We start from the raw sequence: 17,909 nt of genomic DNA on the forward strand, positions 1-17,909 counted from the left end.
TCCTATAAACCCGGTTTTTGACCAAATATTTCTTCGCCAAACCCAGATTATCGTATAAACCGAGTTTCTAAGAAACCCGGTTTCTGTTGCTTCGTCCTAAGTTCAATTATTTAGCAGTCACCAACTGGGCCGGCAGCCGCTTAAACGCCAACCTTTCATTCTCGATATCCACAAAAATCGTATCGCCATCCACAAAATCTCCCCGCAAAATACCCTTCGCCATTTGCGTTTCCAACTCGCGTTGAATTCCCCGCTTCAGTGGCCGCGCACCGTACACCGGATCGTAACCAATTTCTGCCAAGAAGTCGATCGCCGATTCCGACAAGTTCAGAGACATTTTGCGATCGGCCAACCGTTTTTCCAAACGCTTGACTTGCAGCAGCACAATTTGCCGCAATTCCACCTTACTCAAACCGTGGAAAATAATCATCTCATCAATCCGGTTCAAGAATTCCGGGCGGAAAGTTCCCCGCATCGCCTCCATCACCCGACTCCGCATTAGTTCGTTATCTCCCGCCACATCCAAGATGTATTGAGAGCCCACATTCGATGTCATAATAATCACAGAATTCTTAAAGTCTACCGTGTGACCTTGAGCATCAGTAACGCGGCCGTCATCCAAAATTTGCAACATGATATTGAAGACATCCGGGTGCGCTTTCTCGATTTCATCAAACAGAATTACCGAATAGGGACGGCGGCGCACAGCCTCAGTTAATTGTCCGCCTTCGTCGTAGCCAACGTATCCCGGAGGCGCACCGATTAACCGCGAAACTGCGTGTTTTTCCATGTATTCCGACATATCAATGCGGACGATCGCCTCTTCGGTGTCAAACAGGTATGATGCTAATGCTTTCGCCAACTCGGTTTTACCTACGCCTGTGGGGCCGAGGAAGATAAAACTCGCCACCGGACGGTTGGGATCGGCTAAACCCGCGCGCGATCGCTGAATGGCATCTGCAACCGCCGTCACCGCTTCATCCTGTCCAATTACCCGTTTGTGCAGTTCATCTTCCAACTGCAAAAGTTTCTGCATTTCCGATTCAACTAACTTGCTGATCGGAATTCCCGTCCACTTAGAAATAATCTCGGCAATGTCAGATTCCGTGACTTCTTCCCTGAGTAAAGTTTTACCTGTAATCTGACTTGCTGTCAGTTTAGCTTCCGCTTCTTTCAGTTGTTTTTGCAACTCGGTTAACTTGCTATATTTCAACTCAGCAGCGCGGTTAAGGTCATATTTTAATTCAGCTTGTTGAATTTCAATGTTAACCTTGTCAATCTGTTCTTTAATGTTTTGAATGCTGCCGATGACACCTTTTTCTGATTGCCATTGGGCATTCAAACCGCTTTGCTGTTCCTTGAGATTTCCCAAGTCTTTTTCCAGTCTTTCCAAACGGTCGATCGATGCAGCATTACTTTCTTTTTGCAGCGACAGTCTTTCCATTTCTAGCTGCAAAACCTTGCGATCGATTTCATCGAGTTCTTCCGGCTTGGAGGTAATCTCCATTTTCAGTTTAGCCGCAGCTTCGTCCATTAAGTCGATCGCTTTATCGGGAAGGAAGCGATCGCTAATATATCGAGTTGACAAAGTAGCCGCCGCCACTAACGCATTGTCAGAAATTTTCACACCGTGGTGAACTTCGTAGCGTTCCTTCAAGCCCCGCAAAATCGAAATAGTATCTTCAACGGTTGGTTGGTCAACATAAACTTGTTGGAAACGGCGTTCTAAGGCCGCATCTTTTTCGAGATATTTGCGGTATTCGTCGAGAGTTGTAGCGCCGATACAGCGCAATTCTCCCCTCGCTAACATCGGTTTAAGTAAGTTGCCGGCATCCATCGAGCCTTGAGTCGCGCCAGCACCGACAACGGTGTGAATTTCATCGATAAATAGGATGACTTTGCCGTTGCTGTCCATCACTTCTTTGAGCACGGCTTTTAAGCGTTCTTCAAATTCTCCCCGGAATTTTGCACCGGCAATTAACGCGCCCATATCTAAGCTAATTAATTGTCTGTCTTTGAGAGATTGCGGCACATCTCCGGTGATAATTCGCTGGGCGAGTCCTTCGGCGATCGCAGTTTTACCAACTCCCGGTTCCCCGATTAATACGGGGTTGTTTTTGGTGCGGCGGCTCAATATTTGAATCGTGCGACGGATTTCGTCATCTCGTCCGATGACTGGATCGAGTTTGCCTTGACGCGCGGCTTCTGTCAAATCTCGGCCGTATTTTTCCAGCGCTTCATATTTGCCTTCTGGATTTTGATCGGTCACTTTGTTGTTCCCCCGGACTTGGGTAATGATATCTTTGAGTTTGGCTTCATCTAGTTTAAATTCTTGCAGTAGATTTTTGCCGAAGCGATCGTCCTTAACGTAACCTAAGATCAAATGCTCGATCGAGATAAATTCATCGCCGTACTCTTTGCGATAAGCTTCAGCCCTGTCTAGCAGGGTATCCAGGGAACGGCCGAGATAAACGTTGCCGCCAGTTCCAGTGATTTTGGGCTGGCGACTGATAAACTCATCTGTGCGATCGCGCAATTTGGCGATCGTCACTCCAGCTTTGTTAAATAAACTGCTCGCAAGTCCCGATTCTTGTTCCAGCAAAGCTTTCATCAAATGTTCGCTTTCTAGCTGCTGCTGTTGGGCTGCTTTGACAACTTCTGGGGTGCGCGCGAGGGCTTCCCAGGCTTTTTCCGTAAATTGGTTTGGATTATTCGGTTGCATAAATTTTAATTCCCTGAATTCAAAGCGATCTATACTTTAGAGGCAATTGCTTAATTGCCCGTATAATCGTCATTGTACGAAGTTACGGACGGGGAGCGGATCGGTGTTCCCCTATATTGAGATAGGTATATCCGTCATGTGTCGCAGTCCCTCGCAAGCAAAAGGTAAACTGTCACGCCTAAAAGTTGCACTTTGATGAATTACCCAGTTGAGTTTAAGCCGAAAGCGATCAAAGATTTACAATCTTTGCCAGCGGAGGTACAAAGCCGAGTTTTGACTAAAATTGAGTTAATCCAAAATAATTTGACGGGGGATGTGAAACGCTTAACAAACTATACGCCAGAATATCGGCTGCGGGTAGGAGATTACCGAGTTTTATTTGAAATTGAGGAAGATATTTTGGTGATCTACCGCGTCAAACATCGCAAAGATGCTTACACTTAAACGCCTGGAGGAAATATCTATGATTCCATTACATCCTGAGTTTATCACCAAAAACGGCAAAAAAGAATTTGCAGTGATACCTTATGAAGAATTTGAAGCACTCCAAGAATTAATTGCTGACATAGAAGATTTGATTGATTTGAGGGCCGCCAAAGAGGAAGACGCAAATCAGCCTTCTATGCCTTTAGCAGAAGTGAAGAAAATGTTAGGATTACTCAATAATTAATCCGTAGAATTATGGCAAAAGTCGCAAACTATTTTAAGTAATTGAGCGGATATGATATGACTCCTAACTACTGTCAACTATCAACTATCAACTGTCAACTGTCAACTGTCAACTGTCAACTGTTTTCATGCTTGCATTACCACACGTTCCGGGAGACTGACAATAAAAGTTGAGCCTTTCCCGTCCTCGCTTTCGACACTAATTTCGCCACCGAGAATTTGACACAAGCGCTGGCTAATTGTCAATCCCAAACCCGTGCCTCCATACTTCTTGGTAGTCGAAGCATCAGCTTGAGTAAAAGGCTTGAATATCTGCTCTAATTGCTCGTTCGTCATGCCAATGCCTGTATCCCTGACTCGAAAAATCAAAACTTGAGAATTGTAGTTTGAACCAGAGTTAAAATCTTTATTTTTCTTTCTTTTCGTCTGTTTAACTTTTTCATTTTTAATTCTTTCCACCTCGATAGTAATCACCCCTTTTTCAGTAAATTTGGCAGCATTGCTGAGCAAGTTTAGGAGAATTTGCCGCACTTTCGGTTGGTCGGCGTACATTGTGCCGAGTTCGCCTTGGATTTTCAGCGCTAAAGCATTGCCTTTTTTCTCTACTAGCGGTTGAGCCGTAGTCATCACTTCTTCAATCATTGTCGCTACGTCGAAGTTTTCCAAATAAAGCGTGACGTGCCCAGCTTCTATTTTGGAAATGTCGAGGATGTCGCTGATCATGTCGAGCAAATGTTTGCCTGCGATTTGAATTTTTTCTAAGTCGGGGAGAAAATCTTCGGAACCGGAATCTTGAGCATCTTCTTGCAGCATTTCGCTGTAGTTGATGATGGCATTGAGGGGAGTACGCAGTTCGTGGCTCATGTTGGCGAGAAATGCACTTTTCGAGCGGTTGGCAGCTTCGGCTGCTATTTTTGCTTCCTGCAAGTCTTCTGTGTATTCCGCTACTCTTTGGATCAGTTCGTTAAGGGAAGTTGCTAGCATTCCCACTTCGTCGGAAGTGGTAACGGGTACTTGCAGGTCAAAGTTTGATTCTTCTGTCACTCGCTGAGCGATGAGGGTGGTGGCTTGTAGTGGTCGGGCGATCGCCCTGCTGGTGTATATTGCAAGTAAGGTAGCGATACCGGCCGATACCAACAGAGAACCAACCAGAATCAGAGTTCCGAGTTGTTCAGCTTTCTCGTAGGTTCTAAATGCCTTGTCTGCTTTGTCCCGAAAATTGCCAGCGAGTTTGGCTGAATCCTGCGAAAACTGTTCGAGTTTAAAAGCATTGCTCCCAGTGGCCAAATTATACAAGTTCCGCTGGAATAGCTGCCGCTGCTGCAGATTCAAACCAGATAACTTCGCATTCCCCAGCAGTTTCTGGACTTGTTGGAAGTAAGCTTCTACTGTCTTACTGTTGGCTTTGGCGAACTCTTGAATCTCTTGGTAATCTTTGGCAACATCGGAATTAGTAGTCGGTGGCTGGCTTTGCAGTTGTTCTAGCTGTCCGCTCATCTGAGCAACACGAGTCAGAAAATCCGATCGTTCGCGATCGAAAATTTGCGGTTGTCCCATCAGATTCAGCAGCAAGAGCTGCTGAATTCTGACTTCCTGCGCGGTATTATTCAGATTGGTCAGGATTTCGGCTTTATCTCGGTCGATCGCCAGTTTTTCTCTAACTTGCTGCTTATGATAGGATTCTACTCCCCGTCCCGTCACAGCACCCAAAATCGCAATACCAATGACCAAGGCGTATCCGCAGCCGATTTTCTGCCGGATACCCAAGCGACCCAACAGACTTTTAAAACCTATTGGAGGATGGTTCTGGGGTTGATTTTTCGAGGCTAAGGTTGAAGACATGGGGAATTTACTCGTCACCCTGAGAGGCATTATCTATATTCTAATTGATGCCTGCGTGAGGGTAAATAAAGTTATGACTTTAAACCAAAATTCGGCAATTATGGGGTCTGTGCAGGGTTCCACAGCTCGATCTGCTTGACAGTTGGGAAGAGTTATGGTTAACAAATTATAAGTGGCGGGTTATAAGTTGCAAGTTACGAGTTAGATTTTTGATTCAAGACTCAACTTAACTTGCAACCCACAACTTATCGGTGTTCCTCTACTGGCAAAGTTGAAATTGTGCTATCTTAGCAGGAAGTTTTGAAGCATTAGGTACGCTAGCAGAGGTAGAAACGAAGATTCCCATCCCGAAACTGCAACCCTCTGCGTTGTTGCATTCCCCAGGCTTGGCAGTCAGTTGATATTCGCCTTGGGATGGAGGAGTAAAAGATATTGTCACGAGTTCACCTGTCTTTTGACTCGCTGCAATTTGTTGACCGCTGGCATCTGTGAGAGTTAGGTTTAAATCTTTGCAGTTGCCGTCGCAAGTAGCAACAAAAGTATACTCTATATCAGGATGCAGCGTTGCTCTAAAAGGAGATGACACTTGCTTGCGAACTTGGGCTAGCAACGGCACAAATACTAACTTTTGACCGTTGCCTTTCCGCTGCTCAACTTCTGTTTTTAAGCGACAAACAACCGTTTTTTGGTCATTGGTTAGTTCTTGAGCAATAGCATTGCCTGCGATTGCAGTACCGAGGAGTAGGGCAATGCCCGAAATAACTAAATGTTTGATCTTCATTGATGTCCCGTAAAATTAATTTTGGGTGATTGCAATAGACCGCTTTTGTCAGCAGTCGATTGATTTATCTGGAGCCTATCACATTTGTTGACTAAAGTTTTAAGTTTTAAATTATTTATCGCTGTGCCGAAATTCCCAAGCGGGAACAAACTTAGAATCTCCCCAAACACCGCGGCGATTTTTCTTGGCTTCGGCTTCCGCTTGTTGGACAACAGTTGCACTCGGACAGTTTTTCAAGTATGGACGGTAAACCATTGCTAATCCTTCGCGCAGCAAAACTTCTTGAGCAAATCTGCCGTTTGGCAAGCGAACTTCGCTAATTTTTCGGCCGTAACGGTCAGTATCAGTGACTGTCAAAACGACTCGACCGCCCCCTTCTTTGACTAGCTGCTGCATTCTTTGCTCGGCTAGATTTCCCCACTTGAACTGATTTTTTTCGGCTGCTTTTTTACTATTTTTTTCGGCGTTGGTGTGGGCAATTTCCGGTGCATCTACGCAGGCAAAACGCACTTTGATATCCTTGCCAGCGGCATCGGTGGCAACAAGTGTATCGCCGTCGCTGACTCGTTTTACAGCATAGTTATTCGGCGGTAGCTTTTGAGGACAGCCGGAGAGTAGGAATAGCAGAACAACTGCGCTCAAGCTGGTGATTGTAGGGGAAATGGGGATTTTATTTTGCCTCATAATTCTCTATTTTTTATTTTGTTTCCATCCAATTTTGCCCCGCGTGAATATCAACTATCAACGGTACGCTAAGTGGCAGAGCATTTTCCATCGCAGTTCTAATTTTCGGCTGCAATTCTTCCCATTCATCCGGTGGGACTTCAAAGATTAATTCATCGTGAACTTGCAGCAGCAGTCGCGCCTGATAGTTTTGTAAAATTTTGTTGACCTCAATCATGGCAAGCTTAATGATATCAGCACTGGAACCTTGAATGGGAGCGTTGGCGGCGGCCCGCAAAGATTGGGCGTCATTTTTACTGAGGGACTTAAGTTGGCTGGGGTTAATTTCTTCGGGGTTGTGGCCTTTCAAGCGGCGGAGGCTGCCATGCTCCTCGAAGTTGAGATAGCGACGACGACCTAGTATAGTGGAAACATAGCCAAGGGCGATCGCACTTTTTTTCACACCCTCCAAAAATTCAAAAACCTTACTGTAACGCTCGTTAAATCGTTCAATAAACTTTTTACCATCTGCGGAAGATTTGCCCATCGAACGACCAAACTTAATCGCCCCCATACCATAAACTACCCCAAAATTAATCGTTTTGCCAAACCGTCTTTCATCGGGAGTTACTTCCTCCTTTTCAAACAGTAGTTGAGCCGTCAGGGTATGCACATCTCGGTTATTTTGGTAAGCTTCTATTAACACAGGTTCTTGACTCAAATGAGCCAAAATTCGCAGTTCAATTTGAGAATAGTCAGCCGACACCATCAGCCAACCAGACTCCGGCAAAAAAGCCTTGCGAATTTGCCGCGAAAACTCGGTACGGATGGGAATATTTTGTAAATTTGGATTGGAAGAAGAAAGGCGGCCGGTACCAGTTGCAGTTTGGTTGAAATCTGTATGCACTCGCCCGGTATCTGCACGCACTAACTGCGGCAAAGCATCGACGTAGGTTGATTTTAATTTAGACAATGTTCGGTGTTCTAATAAATCGTCTACAATCGGATGGTCTCCTTGCAATTTATCCAAAACAGCCGCGTCGGTAGAATATCCAGTTTTGGTTTTGCGAGACTTTTTCTGAAATTCATCGGGGATTTTTTCTAACAAGATTTCGCTGAGTTGTTTGGGCGAACCTAAATTGAATTTTCTCCCCGCTGCTTCATAAGTATTTTCTTCGAGTTGTGCTAATCTCTTTTCTAGCTGCTGGGATAGTTCTTGCAGATACTCTGAATTAATCCGAATTCCGCAGTATTCCATTTCTGCTAAAATTGGTTCTAAAGGCTGTTCTACTTCTAGCAGTAACCCGTGCAAAGTTTTTCCGGGAAGGCTAGCTTGATCAGCTTTATCCAATTCGGCTTTAAGTTTACTTACTAACCCAAATGTGGTGTGAACATCCATGCCGCAGTAGTCAGCTACTTTGATAATACTGATGTCAGCAATTGTTTTGTTTTTCGGTACTAATTCCTTGTAACTTTCTGCGACAATGCCTAAGTATTTCCTTGACAATTCGCTGAGACTGTGGCTGGTTTCTGGGTTGAGTACGTAACTGGCTAGCATGGTGTCAAATACGACTCCGGCGAGTTTGATTCCCTGACAGCGTAGGATCGATCGATCAAATTTAGCATTTTGCAGCGCCTTCGGATAACTCTCGCTTTCCAAAATCGGACGCAAAGCATTTAAAACCGTGGCTTTGTCCAAATTTGTGCCCGTTTTATGTCCCGTGGGAATGTAAGCTAAATCTTGTTCTCCGGTTCCCCAACAGCAGCCAATTCCGACTAATTCGGCGTCTCGCGGTTCTAAGGCGGTGGTTTCGGTATCCCACGCCACGGGTGAGGCTTTGTCTGTGAAAGTTTGCAGGAGTTCGACTAATTCGTTTAACTGTTCGATTGTTTGAATTATTTGCGGTTTAATTGGCAGTTTGTTTTCCTGCTGGGCGGCTTTGGTGTCAGAATAACTCCAAAACCACAATTCGTCTGCTTCTGAACTTTCAGAATTTGCAGCGGAAAAATCACTGGAATTATCAGCATTAGACAATTCAGAGACTGTAAATTCTCCCTTTTTCCGAACATCCGTTAAATCCCGTACATGGCTCGATGCCGAACTTCCATCCGTGACATCCGTTAAATCCCGCACATGGCTCGATGCCGAACTTCCATCCGTGACATCCGTTAAATCCCGCACATTGCTCGATGCCGAACTTTCTTCTTCTACACCGCCAAAACGCTTTTGAATTTGCTTAACTTTGGTTAAAAAAGTTTTAAATTCCAACTTTTCCAGCATCGGAATCAAAGCTGCTTCATCAAAACCTATCAACTGACAATCTTCTAAATTGACTTCTAAAGGAACTTCTTGAATAATTGTCGCCATGCGCTGAGAATGATAAGCAGATTCCTTACCTTCTTCGAGCTTTTTCTTAGTTGCGCCTTTGAGTTGATCGATGGCTGCATAGATGCCATCGAGGGTATTGTAAGCTTCCAGTAATTGCAGGGCGGTTTTGTCGCCGATGCCTTTAACTCCGGGAATGTTATCGGATTTGTCACCGCAGAGGGCTTTGTAATCTATTACTTGTGCGGGCAAAATACCGAGTTTGGCTTTGACTTCTTCCGGGCCGTATTCTTGGGATTTGCCTTTTCCCGATCGCCTAAGTTCATCTGTACTCAAATATAACACGCTGATTTGTTTCTCAGTTTCTACTAATTGAAACAAATCTCGATCGCCCGTCAGGATTTTCACCCGATAACCGGCGGCGCTGGCTTTGTTTGCCAAAGTTCCCAAAACATCGTCGGCTTCGTAGCCCGGAGCGGTGAAGGCTGGTAAATTGAAATAGGTGAGGAGTTCTTGGAGGTTTTTGAGATCCGGGATAAAATCTTCGGGAGTTTCGACGCGACCGGCTTTGTAGGTTTCGTCTGCTTCGTGGCGAAAAGTGGGCGTGGCGAGGTCAAAGGCGATCGCCATGTACTCCGGTTCATGGGTGGCCATGACTTCCAGCAGAGACTTGAGAAAGCCAAAACAGACGCTGGTGGGAATGCCTGTCGTAGTTCGCAAACCTCCGTCTCGACTTTTGGCAAAGCCGTAGTAGGAACGGAAGGCCAGGGAGTGGCCGTCAACTAAGATGAAGGTAGGAGCTTGATTTTCAGACACTGACATAGATGGCGATCGCACGAAACAGCTTTATCATTCTACTCATTTGTCATACCTGTTTGAAAATAGCATCTAACTGCAAACAAGCTCTAAACCCTTATATAATCAGTCATTCCCAATTCTAAATTCTCAAATCAAAAATCGTGCGACGCTCGCGCTAGCCGAAGTCTCAAACCTCAAATCGCTCGATCGGCATAATGTGCAGCTTGGCTCAGAATAGTAGAAGATGTTACGTGCGATTCACGCGCGGGATAGCTTCGCTTCACGCAAATTTACCAACACCTGCCGATCGAAGCTTATGGGTGATATTAATCGATGCTACGAAATCCTCGAAATTGAGCCTGGAGCTTCCCTAGAAGAAATTAAGCACGCTTACAGGGATTTAGCCTTTGTGTGGCATCCCGATCGGTTGCCCCCAGGCGATCGCCTGCAACAAAAAGCCCAACACAGATTAACCGAAATTAATCAAGCTTACCAGGAATTGCTGTTGTTTCTGAGTCAACCTGAACCAAAGTCGATCGACCAACAGCCACCGCAGCAGCCACCACCACCTGCGGAAAAGCCTCCAGAAAAGCCCCTGAGAAGGCGTTCTGGAAAATCAGCCGGTAGAGTTGGTTCCCAGCGCAGTCACACCCGCCCCAAAGCCGCATCAAAAAAAACTCAAACTCAAAACAAGCCCAAAAGCAAAAAACGATTGACAACTCAAAATCGCCCAACGTCGCGGGGAAGAAAGCAATCCCGGCGCAGCGTGGCGAGGGAAGCGTGGCTATCTCCAAACTATCCAAACTTTACCCAGAAACGGAAACAAGAATTTCCGACTCAATACTCAAAACCGTGGCTATCTCAAAAATCTTCAAGCTTCCCTTGGGGGCCGCTGGCGATCGCAGTTGGGAGTTACGCTGTGACAGGCTACATTTTGACGAAATTTGAGGTCCCGATGTGGATGTGGACTTTAATCTGTGGTGCCGATTGGCTGTGGGCCGCGATTTTGCTGGCGGAGGGTTCGGCAACGCCTAGAGTGTGGCTGGCGGCGTTAGTTTTGGCTGGAGCGGTGGGGGGGTCGATCGCAGGTTTTCAGGCGGGAGGAATGGTAACGGGGGCTGTCTGGGCGCTAGTTGGAGCTGGTTTGGGGGCGATCGCCAGTTCCGAGGCAGAGTCTCGCGCCGTAGCTGTAGTTTTGGCCGCGGCGGGAGTGGCGACAGTGGTGGGATTGATTGCTGGGACGGGTTCTGGGGATTGGCGGAAGGCGTTAGTTGTGGCGGTGTCTTGGGGGATTGTTGGTTTGACGTGCGGGCTGGTGGCGGAAGTAGCTGTTAATTTTCGCGGATCTAAGGGGCTTGTAGGTTTGATCGGGCTGGGAATGGGGGCGTGGGCGGGGGTTTGGGCTGGGGCGGGTTCGGAGGCTTTGGCTGGGGCCTTGAGCATTGCTGGATCTAAGACTGTTTATGGGGCTTGGGCTGCGATGGGGATGATTGCGGGAGTTGTGGCGCGGATGGTAGCTGGTGAAAGGTCGATCGCCACTGGCCGCGGGCTGTACACATTTATCTTGTTAGTCGCTACTTCTGGTTTTGGGCTGTGGTTGGGAAATTGGTTGGTTGGTCGCATTTTCTGAATTAGTCATTAGTCATTAGTCATTAGTCATTACCGTAAGTTTCCTGGTTTACGCATCGGGGGCTAGAAACCCGGTTTCTACGAGTTTTTTTTGTTGAGTCACGATAAATCTACAAAAAAACCGGGTTTCTGAGGTTGCAAGTGCGATCGGCAAACACTGAAACCATCGCTTTTCTTCCCTCTTCCCTCTTCCTTCTTCCCTCTTCCTTCTTCCCTCTTCCTTCTTCCCTCTTCCCTCTTCCTTCTTCCTTCAGCATAACTCCCAGCACTTATCACTTTTCAGTAGGGCTTCAAACTCAGCACTTGGCAAAGCCTGACTGAAAAAATGACCTTGAATTTCATCGCAATCGTGCTCGCACAAAAAAGCCAGTTCCGGCTGATTTTCTACCCCCTCAGCAATCACAGTCATGTTCATACAGTGTGCCATTTGAATAATCGCTACTGTAATCGCTGCATTTTGGCGATCGTCTGCAATATCGCGAATAAAACTCTTGTCAATTTTCAGCGCATCAAACGGAAAACGTTTCGGGTAACTCAAAGAAGAATATCCCGTACCAAAATCATCAAGTGCGAGCCTAATTCCCATCTCTCCCCACACCGTAAAAGCTTGAATTGCTGCCGTTTCATCTTGCAAAATTAGACCTTCCGTCAATTCTAATTCCAAACATTTAGGATCGAGATTAGTTTCTCTCAATATCTGGCTGACTCTCTCTGTCAAATTTTTTTGCTCAAACTGGCGGGCTGACAAATTGACAGATATCCGCAGCGGAGGCAAACCCTCTATTTGCCAAGCTTTAGTTTGCATACAAGCAGTCTCTAATACCCATTCACCCAGCGGCGAAATCAAGCCCATTTCTTCAGCCATTGGAATAAATTCCCCCGGAGAAACTCTGCCCCTTTTTGGATGATTCCAGCGCACCAAAGCTTCAGCACCAATAATCTTCCCTGTTTTAATTTCTATTTGCGGCTCATAGTAAACTTCAAACTCCAAGCGTTTTAAAGCATTGCGAAGACAAGTTTCTTGAGTAAATTGATTGATAGAACTATTGGCAACTTTTGCCGTATAAAATTTATATTTATTGCCACCTTCTTGCTGAGAATTGTACATTGCTACATAAGCATTTTTCAGCAATTTGTCTCCATCGTTGCCGTCTCCCGGAGATAAAGAAATGCCGATACTTGCCGTGACGTAAAGTTCCGAGCCTTTGACAATGATAGGTTGGGCTACAATATCTAAAATGTTTTGAGCAATCTTGCCAGCATCCTGTTTTTCGGCAACTGGTTCGAGTACAATTGCAAATTCGGCAGCTTCTAAACGAGCCACAAAATTAATCTTCTCCGTGCAGTTAGTCAGCCGCTCGGCAACTTTGCAAAGTACGGAGTCGCCGATATCGTGTCCCAAGGTACTATTAATCCGGTTAATTCTATCTAAACTGAGAGTCACAACTGGTATCATTACTGGCAATGCTTTTTGCTTGTCTAATACCTGACTTAGCTGCTCCCGCAACAGCGCACGATTGGGCAAATTTGTTAAACAGTCGTGCTGATGTCGGTGGAGAGCTATTTGAATAGTTGTGTGCAAGTTTTTTTCCTCAAAGGGTTTCACAATATAGCCGAAGGGCTTGGTTGCATTGACGCGCCGCAAAGTTTTTTCATCAGCATAAGCTGTTAGATACACTACCGGGATCTGAAATCGCGATCGAATTTCTTCTGCTGCTGTAACACCGTCTATTTCTCCTTGCAGGTTAACATCCATCAAAACTAAATTCGGTCGGATTTTGGCTACTGATTCAATCGCTTCTTCTCCCGAATAGACAATATCAGTTATTTGATATCCTAAAGATATTAAACTGTCGGAAATGTCTTCTGCAATGATGCTTTCGTCTTCTACTATTAAAATTTTTTTAGTTGACATTAATTTCTTTCCTCCGATTCCTATTGGTTTGGAAAATGTTATTTGAAAAGTCGTGCCTGCTGTTTCTAATAGTTCTATTTCCCCCCGAATTTGCTTGACTAAAGACCCGACTAGCCGCAAACCGAGTGTTCGGGCCTTGCGATAATCTAACTCTTGAGGAAAACCAATGCCACTGTCGCTCACGGCTAGCACGCAAACTCTATTTTCATCTAAAGTAAAATCTATTTTAATTTTACCTTGAACTTGTCCTGTAAAAGCATATTTGAGGGAATTTGTCACCAGCTCGTTGATAATCAATCCGCAAGGAACTGCCGTATCAATATTGAGAGAACACGGCGCAATATTTGTTTGCAAATTGACGCCTTCTGTAGGAATTTCATAAGCTTGGAATAAATTGTGGGCGAGATTTTGGATGTATTCAGCAAAGTCAATGTTTGACAAGTCTTTGGATTGATACAATTGTTCGTGAACTAGGGCCATCGATCTGACTCGGTTTTGACTTTCTTTTAACATTTCACTAACGCGGCTGTCTTGGATGTAGCGGGATTGAAGTTTGAGCAAACTGGAAATAACTTGAAGGTTGTTTTTGACGCGGTGGTGAATTTCTTTGAGGAGGACTTCTTTTTCGGCGAGGGATGCTTTGATGCGATCCTCGTCGCGCTTGCGGTCTGTAATGTCCCGCACTACTGCTTGAATTATTTTACGCCCGTTAATTTCCATTGCATTTAACAGCACTTCTGCGGGAAATTCTGAACCGTCTAGCCGTTTGTGTACCCAGTCAAAGCGACAGCTACCTGTTTGCATTGCTGTGGATATTCTCTGTGCTGCTAGACTGGATGAGTCTTGTCCGCTAGGCTGAAATGGCGGGGAAAATTCGCTAGGTTTCTTGCCGTAAAACTGTTCTTTATTTGTGCACCCAAATATTGCTAAGGTGGCGGGGTTGCAGTCAAAAAAGTTTTGTTCTTCGATCAGCATTACTGCGTCGCTTGTGGCTTCGTAAAGGCTGCGAAATTTGCATTCAGACTCTTGCAGAGAAGTGATTAATTGGGTCTTTTGAAATTCCGCGCGCTTGCGGTCGGTAATGTCTATTCCTACAGAAACTGCTGCGCTTCCTTGATGATATTTCTGACCTACTATCAAATAATTTCGGATGCTGCCGTTAATTTCTACGTCTATTTCTTGTGAGGTTTGCTGAGATGAACTGTCAAAAAAGTTTCGGATTAGTTGTCCAAAAGTCGAGCCTTTGTCGAGAAAGTTGATTTCTTGACCGACAAAGCTTTCAGGAGACCGTTTGAACGAGGTTGCTAAGTGCTGGTTGACTTCAATATACCGCAAATCTGAACTTACCCAAGAAATTAGTCCGGGCACGGCATCCAAGACGGCGCGAAGTTGGTCTGTAGCTTCTTGGAGTGCTTCTTCTGATCGCTTGTGATCGCTAATATCTGTCGCCGTTCCGCACAGGCCTAACATCGCACCGTTTTCAGCTTGGTTGACGATGCTGTTGACGCGCAGGTGGACGGGAGTACCGTCTTTGCGGATGTGTACTGTTTCGTAAGCAGAATTAAAGGTTTCTGGCTGAATGCTGGTTCTAGCTAAAAGTTGCCCTAATATTTCTATTTGTCGATGTTTTTCTTCGGGATACAAAAAGTCGGTGAAGCGGCGGCCGATCATTTCTGGCGGTTCATAACCGTAGATGCGTTTGGCGGCGGAATTGACAAAAGTTAAGAGGCCTTGAATATCGATCGACCAAATCAACTCTTGGGACGTTTCTACAAGGTTGCGGTACTTTTTTTCGCTGTCAGCAAGTGCTGCATTCCAGACTGCCGTTTGCAGAGTAAGTCGGGCTTCTAATTGTTGATTTGTTGTTGCCAGAGTTGCGATCGACTTTTTGTACTCCGTAATCTCAGTAGAAACACCGACAGCGCCGATAACCTCGCCGTTTCCATCTCGCAGCGCTGTCGATCGAATTTCGTGCATAAAATGCCCCTCTCTGGCATTCCAAGTGCGATCGTTTCCTGCTAATACCTGGGCAATATTTTCTAAGATATCTGGCTGGCTGCTGTAAAGTTCAAAAATCGACAGCCCAACAGATTCACTTGGTTTGATTCCCAAATTTTCCAATCCTTTGCCTGCTGCAAGGGTTAACCTACCGTCTTTGTCGGTTGCCCACAGGAACATCGGCGCACAACTGACGGCGGCGTGCAGGGTTTTGTTGGTAAGTTTTAGCCGATCGATTTCTGCATGAAGCCGATCGCGGGTGTTGCTTAATTGTAGCGTTAGTCGATCGACTTTTTCCTGCCAACTGGCAGCACTGTCGCACATTTTTGCGGCATTGCAGGAAGGATAGATGGATTGGTTGCAGTGTGACATGGTTACTATGGGATGCACAGTATATTTAATCCCAGCCTATTTTTTAATCATAACTTTTTAAGTGAAGTATTACAGTTCGCTGTGATACTCATCCGATGAAGATGCAATAATTTAAAGATAGTTTAAAGGATTCATAAATTGTGGCTTCCCCAGTTGTGTAGCGACTATTCAGAAATTGACAATAAGCTGAATAAGGCCGATAAATCCGTATTTTTACGCCAAGTATGTGTAGTGATTAAAAAAAAAATTACAATTCTCAGCTTGCACAAGACATAAAATTATAAAGTTATTATATTAGTTTGAGTAGATTCACGTACTCATCAATGGGAGATCTAGAATGGGGAGTCGGGAATTGAGAATTGAGAATTTTTAACTCTTTAACTCACAACTAAAAACTTTCCCTCTTCCTTCTACGTTCTTACCTTAAGTGTTCCGATCTCTAAATTCCAAATTTTGATAGTATTATCTTCTGAACAAGTGGCGATATTTTGACCCCGCCCAAAAACTGATACAAGCCCCCGAATTAAGTCGTAATCCCAAAATTTTAGACCCAAGTTAAAGCTCCCAGATTCATCTGTGGAGTCAATTCTAAAATCTAAAACTTGTACGAAGTCGAAGCATCTAAAATCTAAAATAGACTGAATGTGGGGACTGATGGCAACTGTCGGAATTTCGGCTTTGTATTCGATGGATGTGTGCCGCTTCGCACGGTGGAAAATTTGAGGTTCTGCACTTACAGAACTTACGGACTCTTGAGCAAGAAACCCGTGTCTGGTTAGCTGGCTCGCGATCGAGCCCAATATTGATTGTAGAAACCGAGTTTGTTTGCTGAGGTGTTGCATTTATTGACGGCTGGCATTTGTACTATTATAATCAAATCAGCGTTTCACACAAAAATCCGAAAGTGATATGTCACACTTCACAACGATCAAAGTTCAGATCAACAACGGCGAATTGCTGCATCAAGTGTTGGAAGAGTTGGGTTATCAAGTAGAGTGCAATGTGCAGGTGCGGGGTTATCATGGCGACAAAACTAATGCCGAGTACGTAATTCGGCAATCCAATGGTTACGATTTGGGTTTTCGCCGCAGCGGAGAGGATTATGAATTGGTGGCAGATTTTTGGGGAGCTCGAATTAACCAGCAGGAATTTGTTAATTCAATTAGCCAAAAATACGCGCGCAAAAGTTTGATGGCGGCGGTACAATCTGAGGGTTTTCATGTTGAGGAAGAGGAGACTTTGGCGGATGGGACGGTGAGGATTGTTGTGGGTAGATGGGTTTAGGACTCGCGCTTGATTAACTCGCAAGCTATTTGGCATTTAAATTGAAGATGGATCGCGGGCTTTCTGGCCCGCGCCACAAAAGTTTAATTATTTATTTGCTACGAAACAAGTATTCCGATGCAAACGAAAACGATATTATGGGAAGGTTTGGAGGATTGAGTAATGGCATTTAGTAGGGTATAAACAACTATTACCGCAGGAGTTCATGCTAAGAACTGTTGAAAATGTTTATCAGAACGGACAAATTGAACTAACGGATGTCCCGTCTGATGTGAGCGATCGCGCGCAGGTGCTCGTTACCTTTCTCGATCCTGGTAAAATCGTTCGTGTAAACTTGCGCGAGTCGATCGAACAACTGGAAACAATTGCAGGTATCCAGCAAGGTTTTGAAGAACTCAACGCGGGAGTTACTCGCCCTCTGAGTCAGTTTGCACGAGAAATGCAGCAAAAATATGAATTTTAAGGTTGAGATTGTGCCACTGGCTGAATCAGAGGGCGATCGCGCTGATCGGTGCTTGCGATCACGAAAATTGATGAATGGGATAGAATTAGAGCAAACGGGTAAAGAACGAACATGAGTATTACTCTGACGAGCAGCAAGCGAGCAATTCATCCAAACTAAGCTAGAAACTGGCAAATATCGATCGGCGCAAGAAGTGCTGGAAGTTGCCTTACGATTGTTGGATGAGATCAGGGCGATCGGGAATGGATCGAATCTGTACGAGTTAAAATAGATGCTGCTGTCGCCGTCTCCGAACATACTCCACCGATTGATGGCGAAACCTTTATTGTAGGGATTTTGGATCGCTTTCGGCAAGCACGCGAGAGTCAACACTGTAGTTTAGACTAAAAAATAGTCGCAGCTAAAAGTAGCTGGCTTTGAAGAGCAGGCAAGCTGTTACTCAAAAAC

Annotated in this window: 14 protein-coding genes; 6 read left to right on the plus strand and 8 right to left on the minus strand. The window is 45.1% G+C overall.

The features are described 5' to 3' along the window. Positions 1 to 106: 106 nt before the first annotated feature. Complete coding sequence (gene clpB / locus QUB66_RS25935; protein ID WP_265238440.1) at positions 107 to 2,722, minus strand: ATP-dependent chaperone ClpB; 2,616 nt, start codon at positions 2,720 to 2,722, stop codon at positions 107 to 109. Between the two features lie 195 nt (positions 2,723 to 2,917). Between clpB and QUB66_RS25940 the strand changes: the two genes are divergently transcribed. Beyond that, positions 2,918 to 3,166: a type II toxin-antitoxin system RelE family toxin gene (locus tag QUB66_RS25940; protein ID WP_265238442.1), complete on the plus strand. Its 249-nt coding sequence runs from the start codon at positions 2,918 to 2,920 to the stop codon at positions 3,164 to 3,166. 19 nt (positions 3,167 to 3,185) lie between these two features. Continuing rightward, positions 3,186 to 3,392, plus strand: a complete 207-nt coding sequence (locus QUB66_RS25945) for a type II toxin-antitoxin system Phd/YefM family antitoxin (protein ID WP_265238444.1) — start codon at positions 3,186 to 3,188, stop codon at positions 3,390 to 3,392. Between the two features lie 125 nt (positions 3,393 to 3,517). Here QUB66_RS25945 and QUB66_RS25950 read toward each other — a convergent pair whose 3' ends face one another. The 4 genes from QUB66_RS25950 to polA all read right to left on the minus strand — a co-directional run bounded on the left by QUB66_RS25950 (position 3,518) and on the right by polA (position 9,825). Further along, positions 3,518 to 5,233, minus strand: coding sequence for a sensor histidine kinase (locus QUB66_RS25950; RefSeq protein WP_265238446.1), 1,716 nt, complete (start codon positions 5,231 to 5,233; stop codon positions 3,518 to 3,520). A gap of 259 nt (positions 5,234 to 5,492) precedes the next feature. Then, positions 5,493 to 6,014: a hypothetical protein gene (locus QUB66_RS25955; protein WP_265238448.1), complete on the minus strand. Its 522-nt coding sequence runs from the start codon at positions 6,012 to 6,014 to the stop codon at positions 5,493 to 5,495. A 111-nt stretch (positions 6,015 to 6,125) separates the two neighbouring features. Beyond that, entirely contained in the window at positions 6,126 to 6,698 is a 573-nt protein-coding gene (locus QUB66_RS25960) for a thermonuclease family protein (RefSeq protein ID WP_265238450.1), read from the minus strand. Between the two features lie 13 nt (positions 6,699 to 6,711). Then, positions 6,712 to 9,825 carry a DNA polymerase I gene (gene polA / locus QUB66_RS25965; protein WP_332967292.1) on the minus strand — a complete coding sequence of 1,038 codons (3,114 nt, stop codon included), beginning with the start codon at positions 9,823 to 9,825 and terminating at the stop codon, positions 6,712 to 6,714. A 220-nt stretch (positions 9,826 to 10,045) separates the two neighbouring features. Here polA and QUB66_RS25970 point away from each other — a divergent pair, with 220 nt between their 5' ends. Further along, entirely contained in the window at positions 10,046 to 11,431 is a 1,386-nt protein-coding gene (locus tag QUB66_RS25970) for a J domain-containing protein (protein WP_332967291.1), read from the plus strand. 109 nt (positions 11,432 to 11,540) lie between these two features. On the opposite strand, the gene QUB66_RS25975 is transcribed toward QUB66_RS25970, so the two are convergent. The 3 genes from QUB66_RS25975 to QUB66_RS25985 form a co-directional block, all read right to left on the minus strand. Continuing rightward, a complete protein-coding gene (locus QUB66_RS25975; protein WP_332967290.1) occupies positions 11,541 to 11,699 on the minus strand; it encodes a hypothetical protein in 159 nt (52 codons plus the stop codon). After that, a complete protein-coding gene (locus QUB66_RS25980) occupies positions 11,681 to 15,667 on the minus strand; it encodes an EAL domain-containing protein (RefSeq protein ID WP_332971290.1) in 3,987 nt (1,328 codons plus the stop codon). The genes QUB66_RS25975 and QUB66_RS25980 overlap by 19 nt, the downstream gene beginning before the upstream one ends. Positions 15,668 to 16,125: 458 nt before the next feature. Then, positions 16,126 to 16,557: a hypothetical protein gene (locus QUB66_RS25985; protein ID WP_332967288.1), complete on the minus strand. Its 432-nt coding sequence runs from the start codon at positions 16,555 to 16,557 to the stop codon at positions 16,126 to 16,128. Between the two features lie 67 nt (positions 16,558 to 16,624). Here QUB66_RS25985 and QUB66_RS25990 point away from each other — a divergent pair, with 67 nt between their 5' ends. From QUB66_RS25990 to QUB66_RS29810, 3 genes are all read left to right on the plus strand, one after another. After that, positions 16,625 to 16,999, plus strand: coding sequence for a DUF1257 domain-containing protein (locus tag QUB66_RS25990; protein WP_265238461.1), 375 nt, complete (start codon positions 16,625 to 16,627; stop codon positions 16,997 to 16,999). Between the two features lie 205 nt (positions 17,000 to 17,204). Beyond that, positions 17,205 to 17,462 carry a hypothetical protein gene (locus tag QUB66_RS25995; RefSeq protein ID WP_332967286.1) on the plus strand — a complete coding sequence of 86 codons (258 nt, stop codon included), beginning with the start codon at positions 17,205 to 17,207 and terminating at the stop codon, positions 17,460 to 17,462. 148 nt (positions 17,463 to 17,610) lie between these two features. Next, positions 17,611 to 17,733, plus strand: a complete 123-nt coding sequence (locus QUB66_RS29810) for a type II toxin-antitoxin system ParD family antitoxin (protein WP_375339804.1) — start codon at positions 17,611 to 17,613, stop codon at positions 17,731 to 17,733. Positions 17,734 to 17,909 lie beyond the last annotated feature (176 nt).

The organism is Microcoleus sp. A2-C3, from assembly GCF_036706065.1.
Lineage (GTDB): Bacteria > Cyanobacteriota > Cyanobacteriia > Cyanobacteriales > Microcoleaceae > Microcoleus.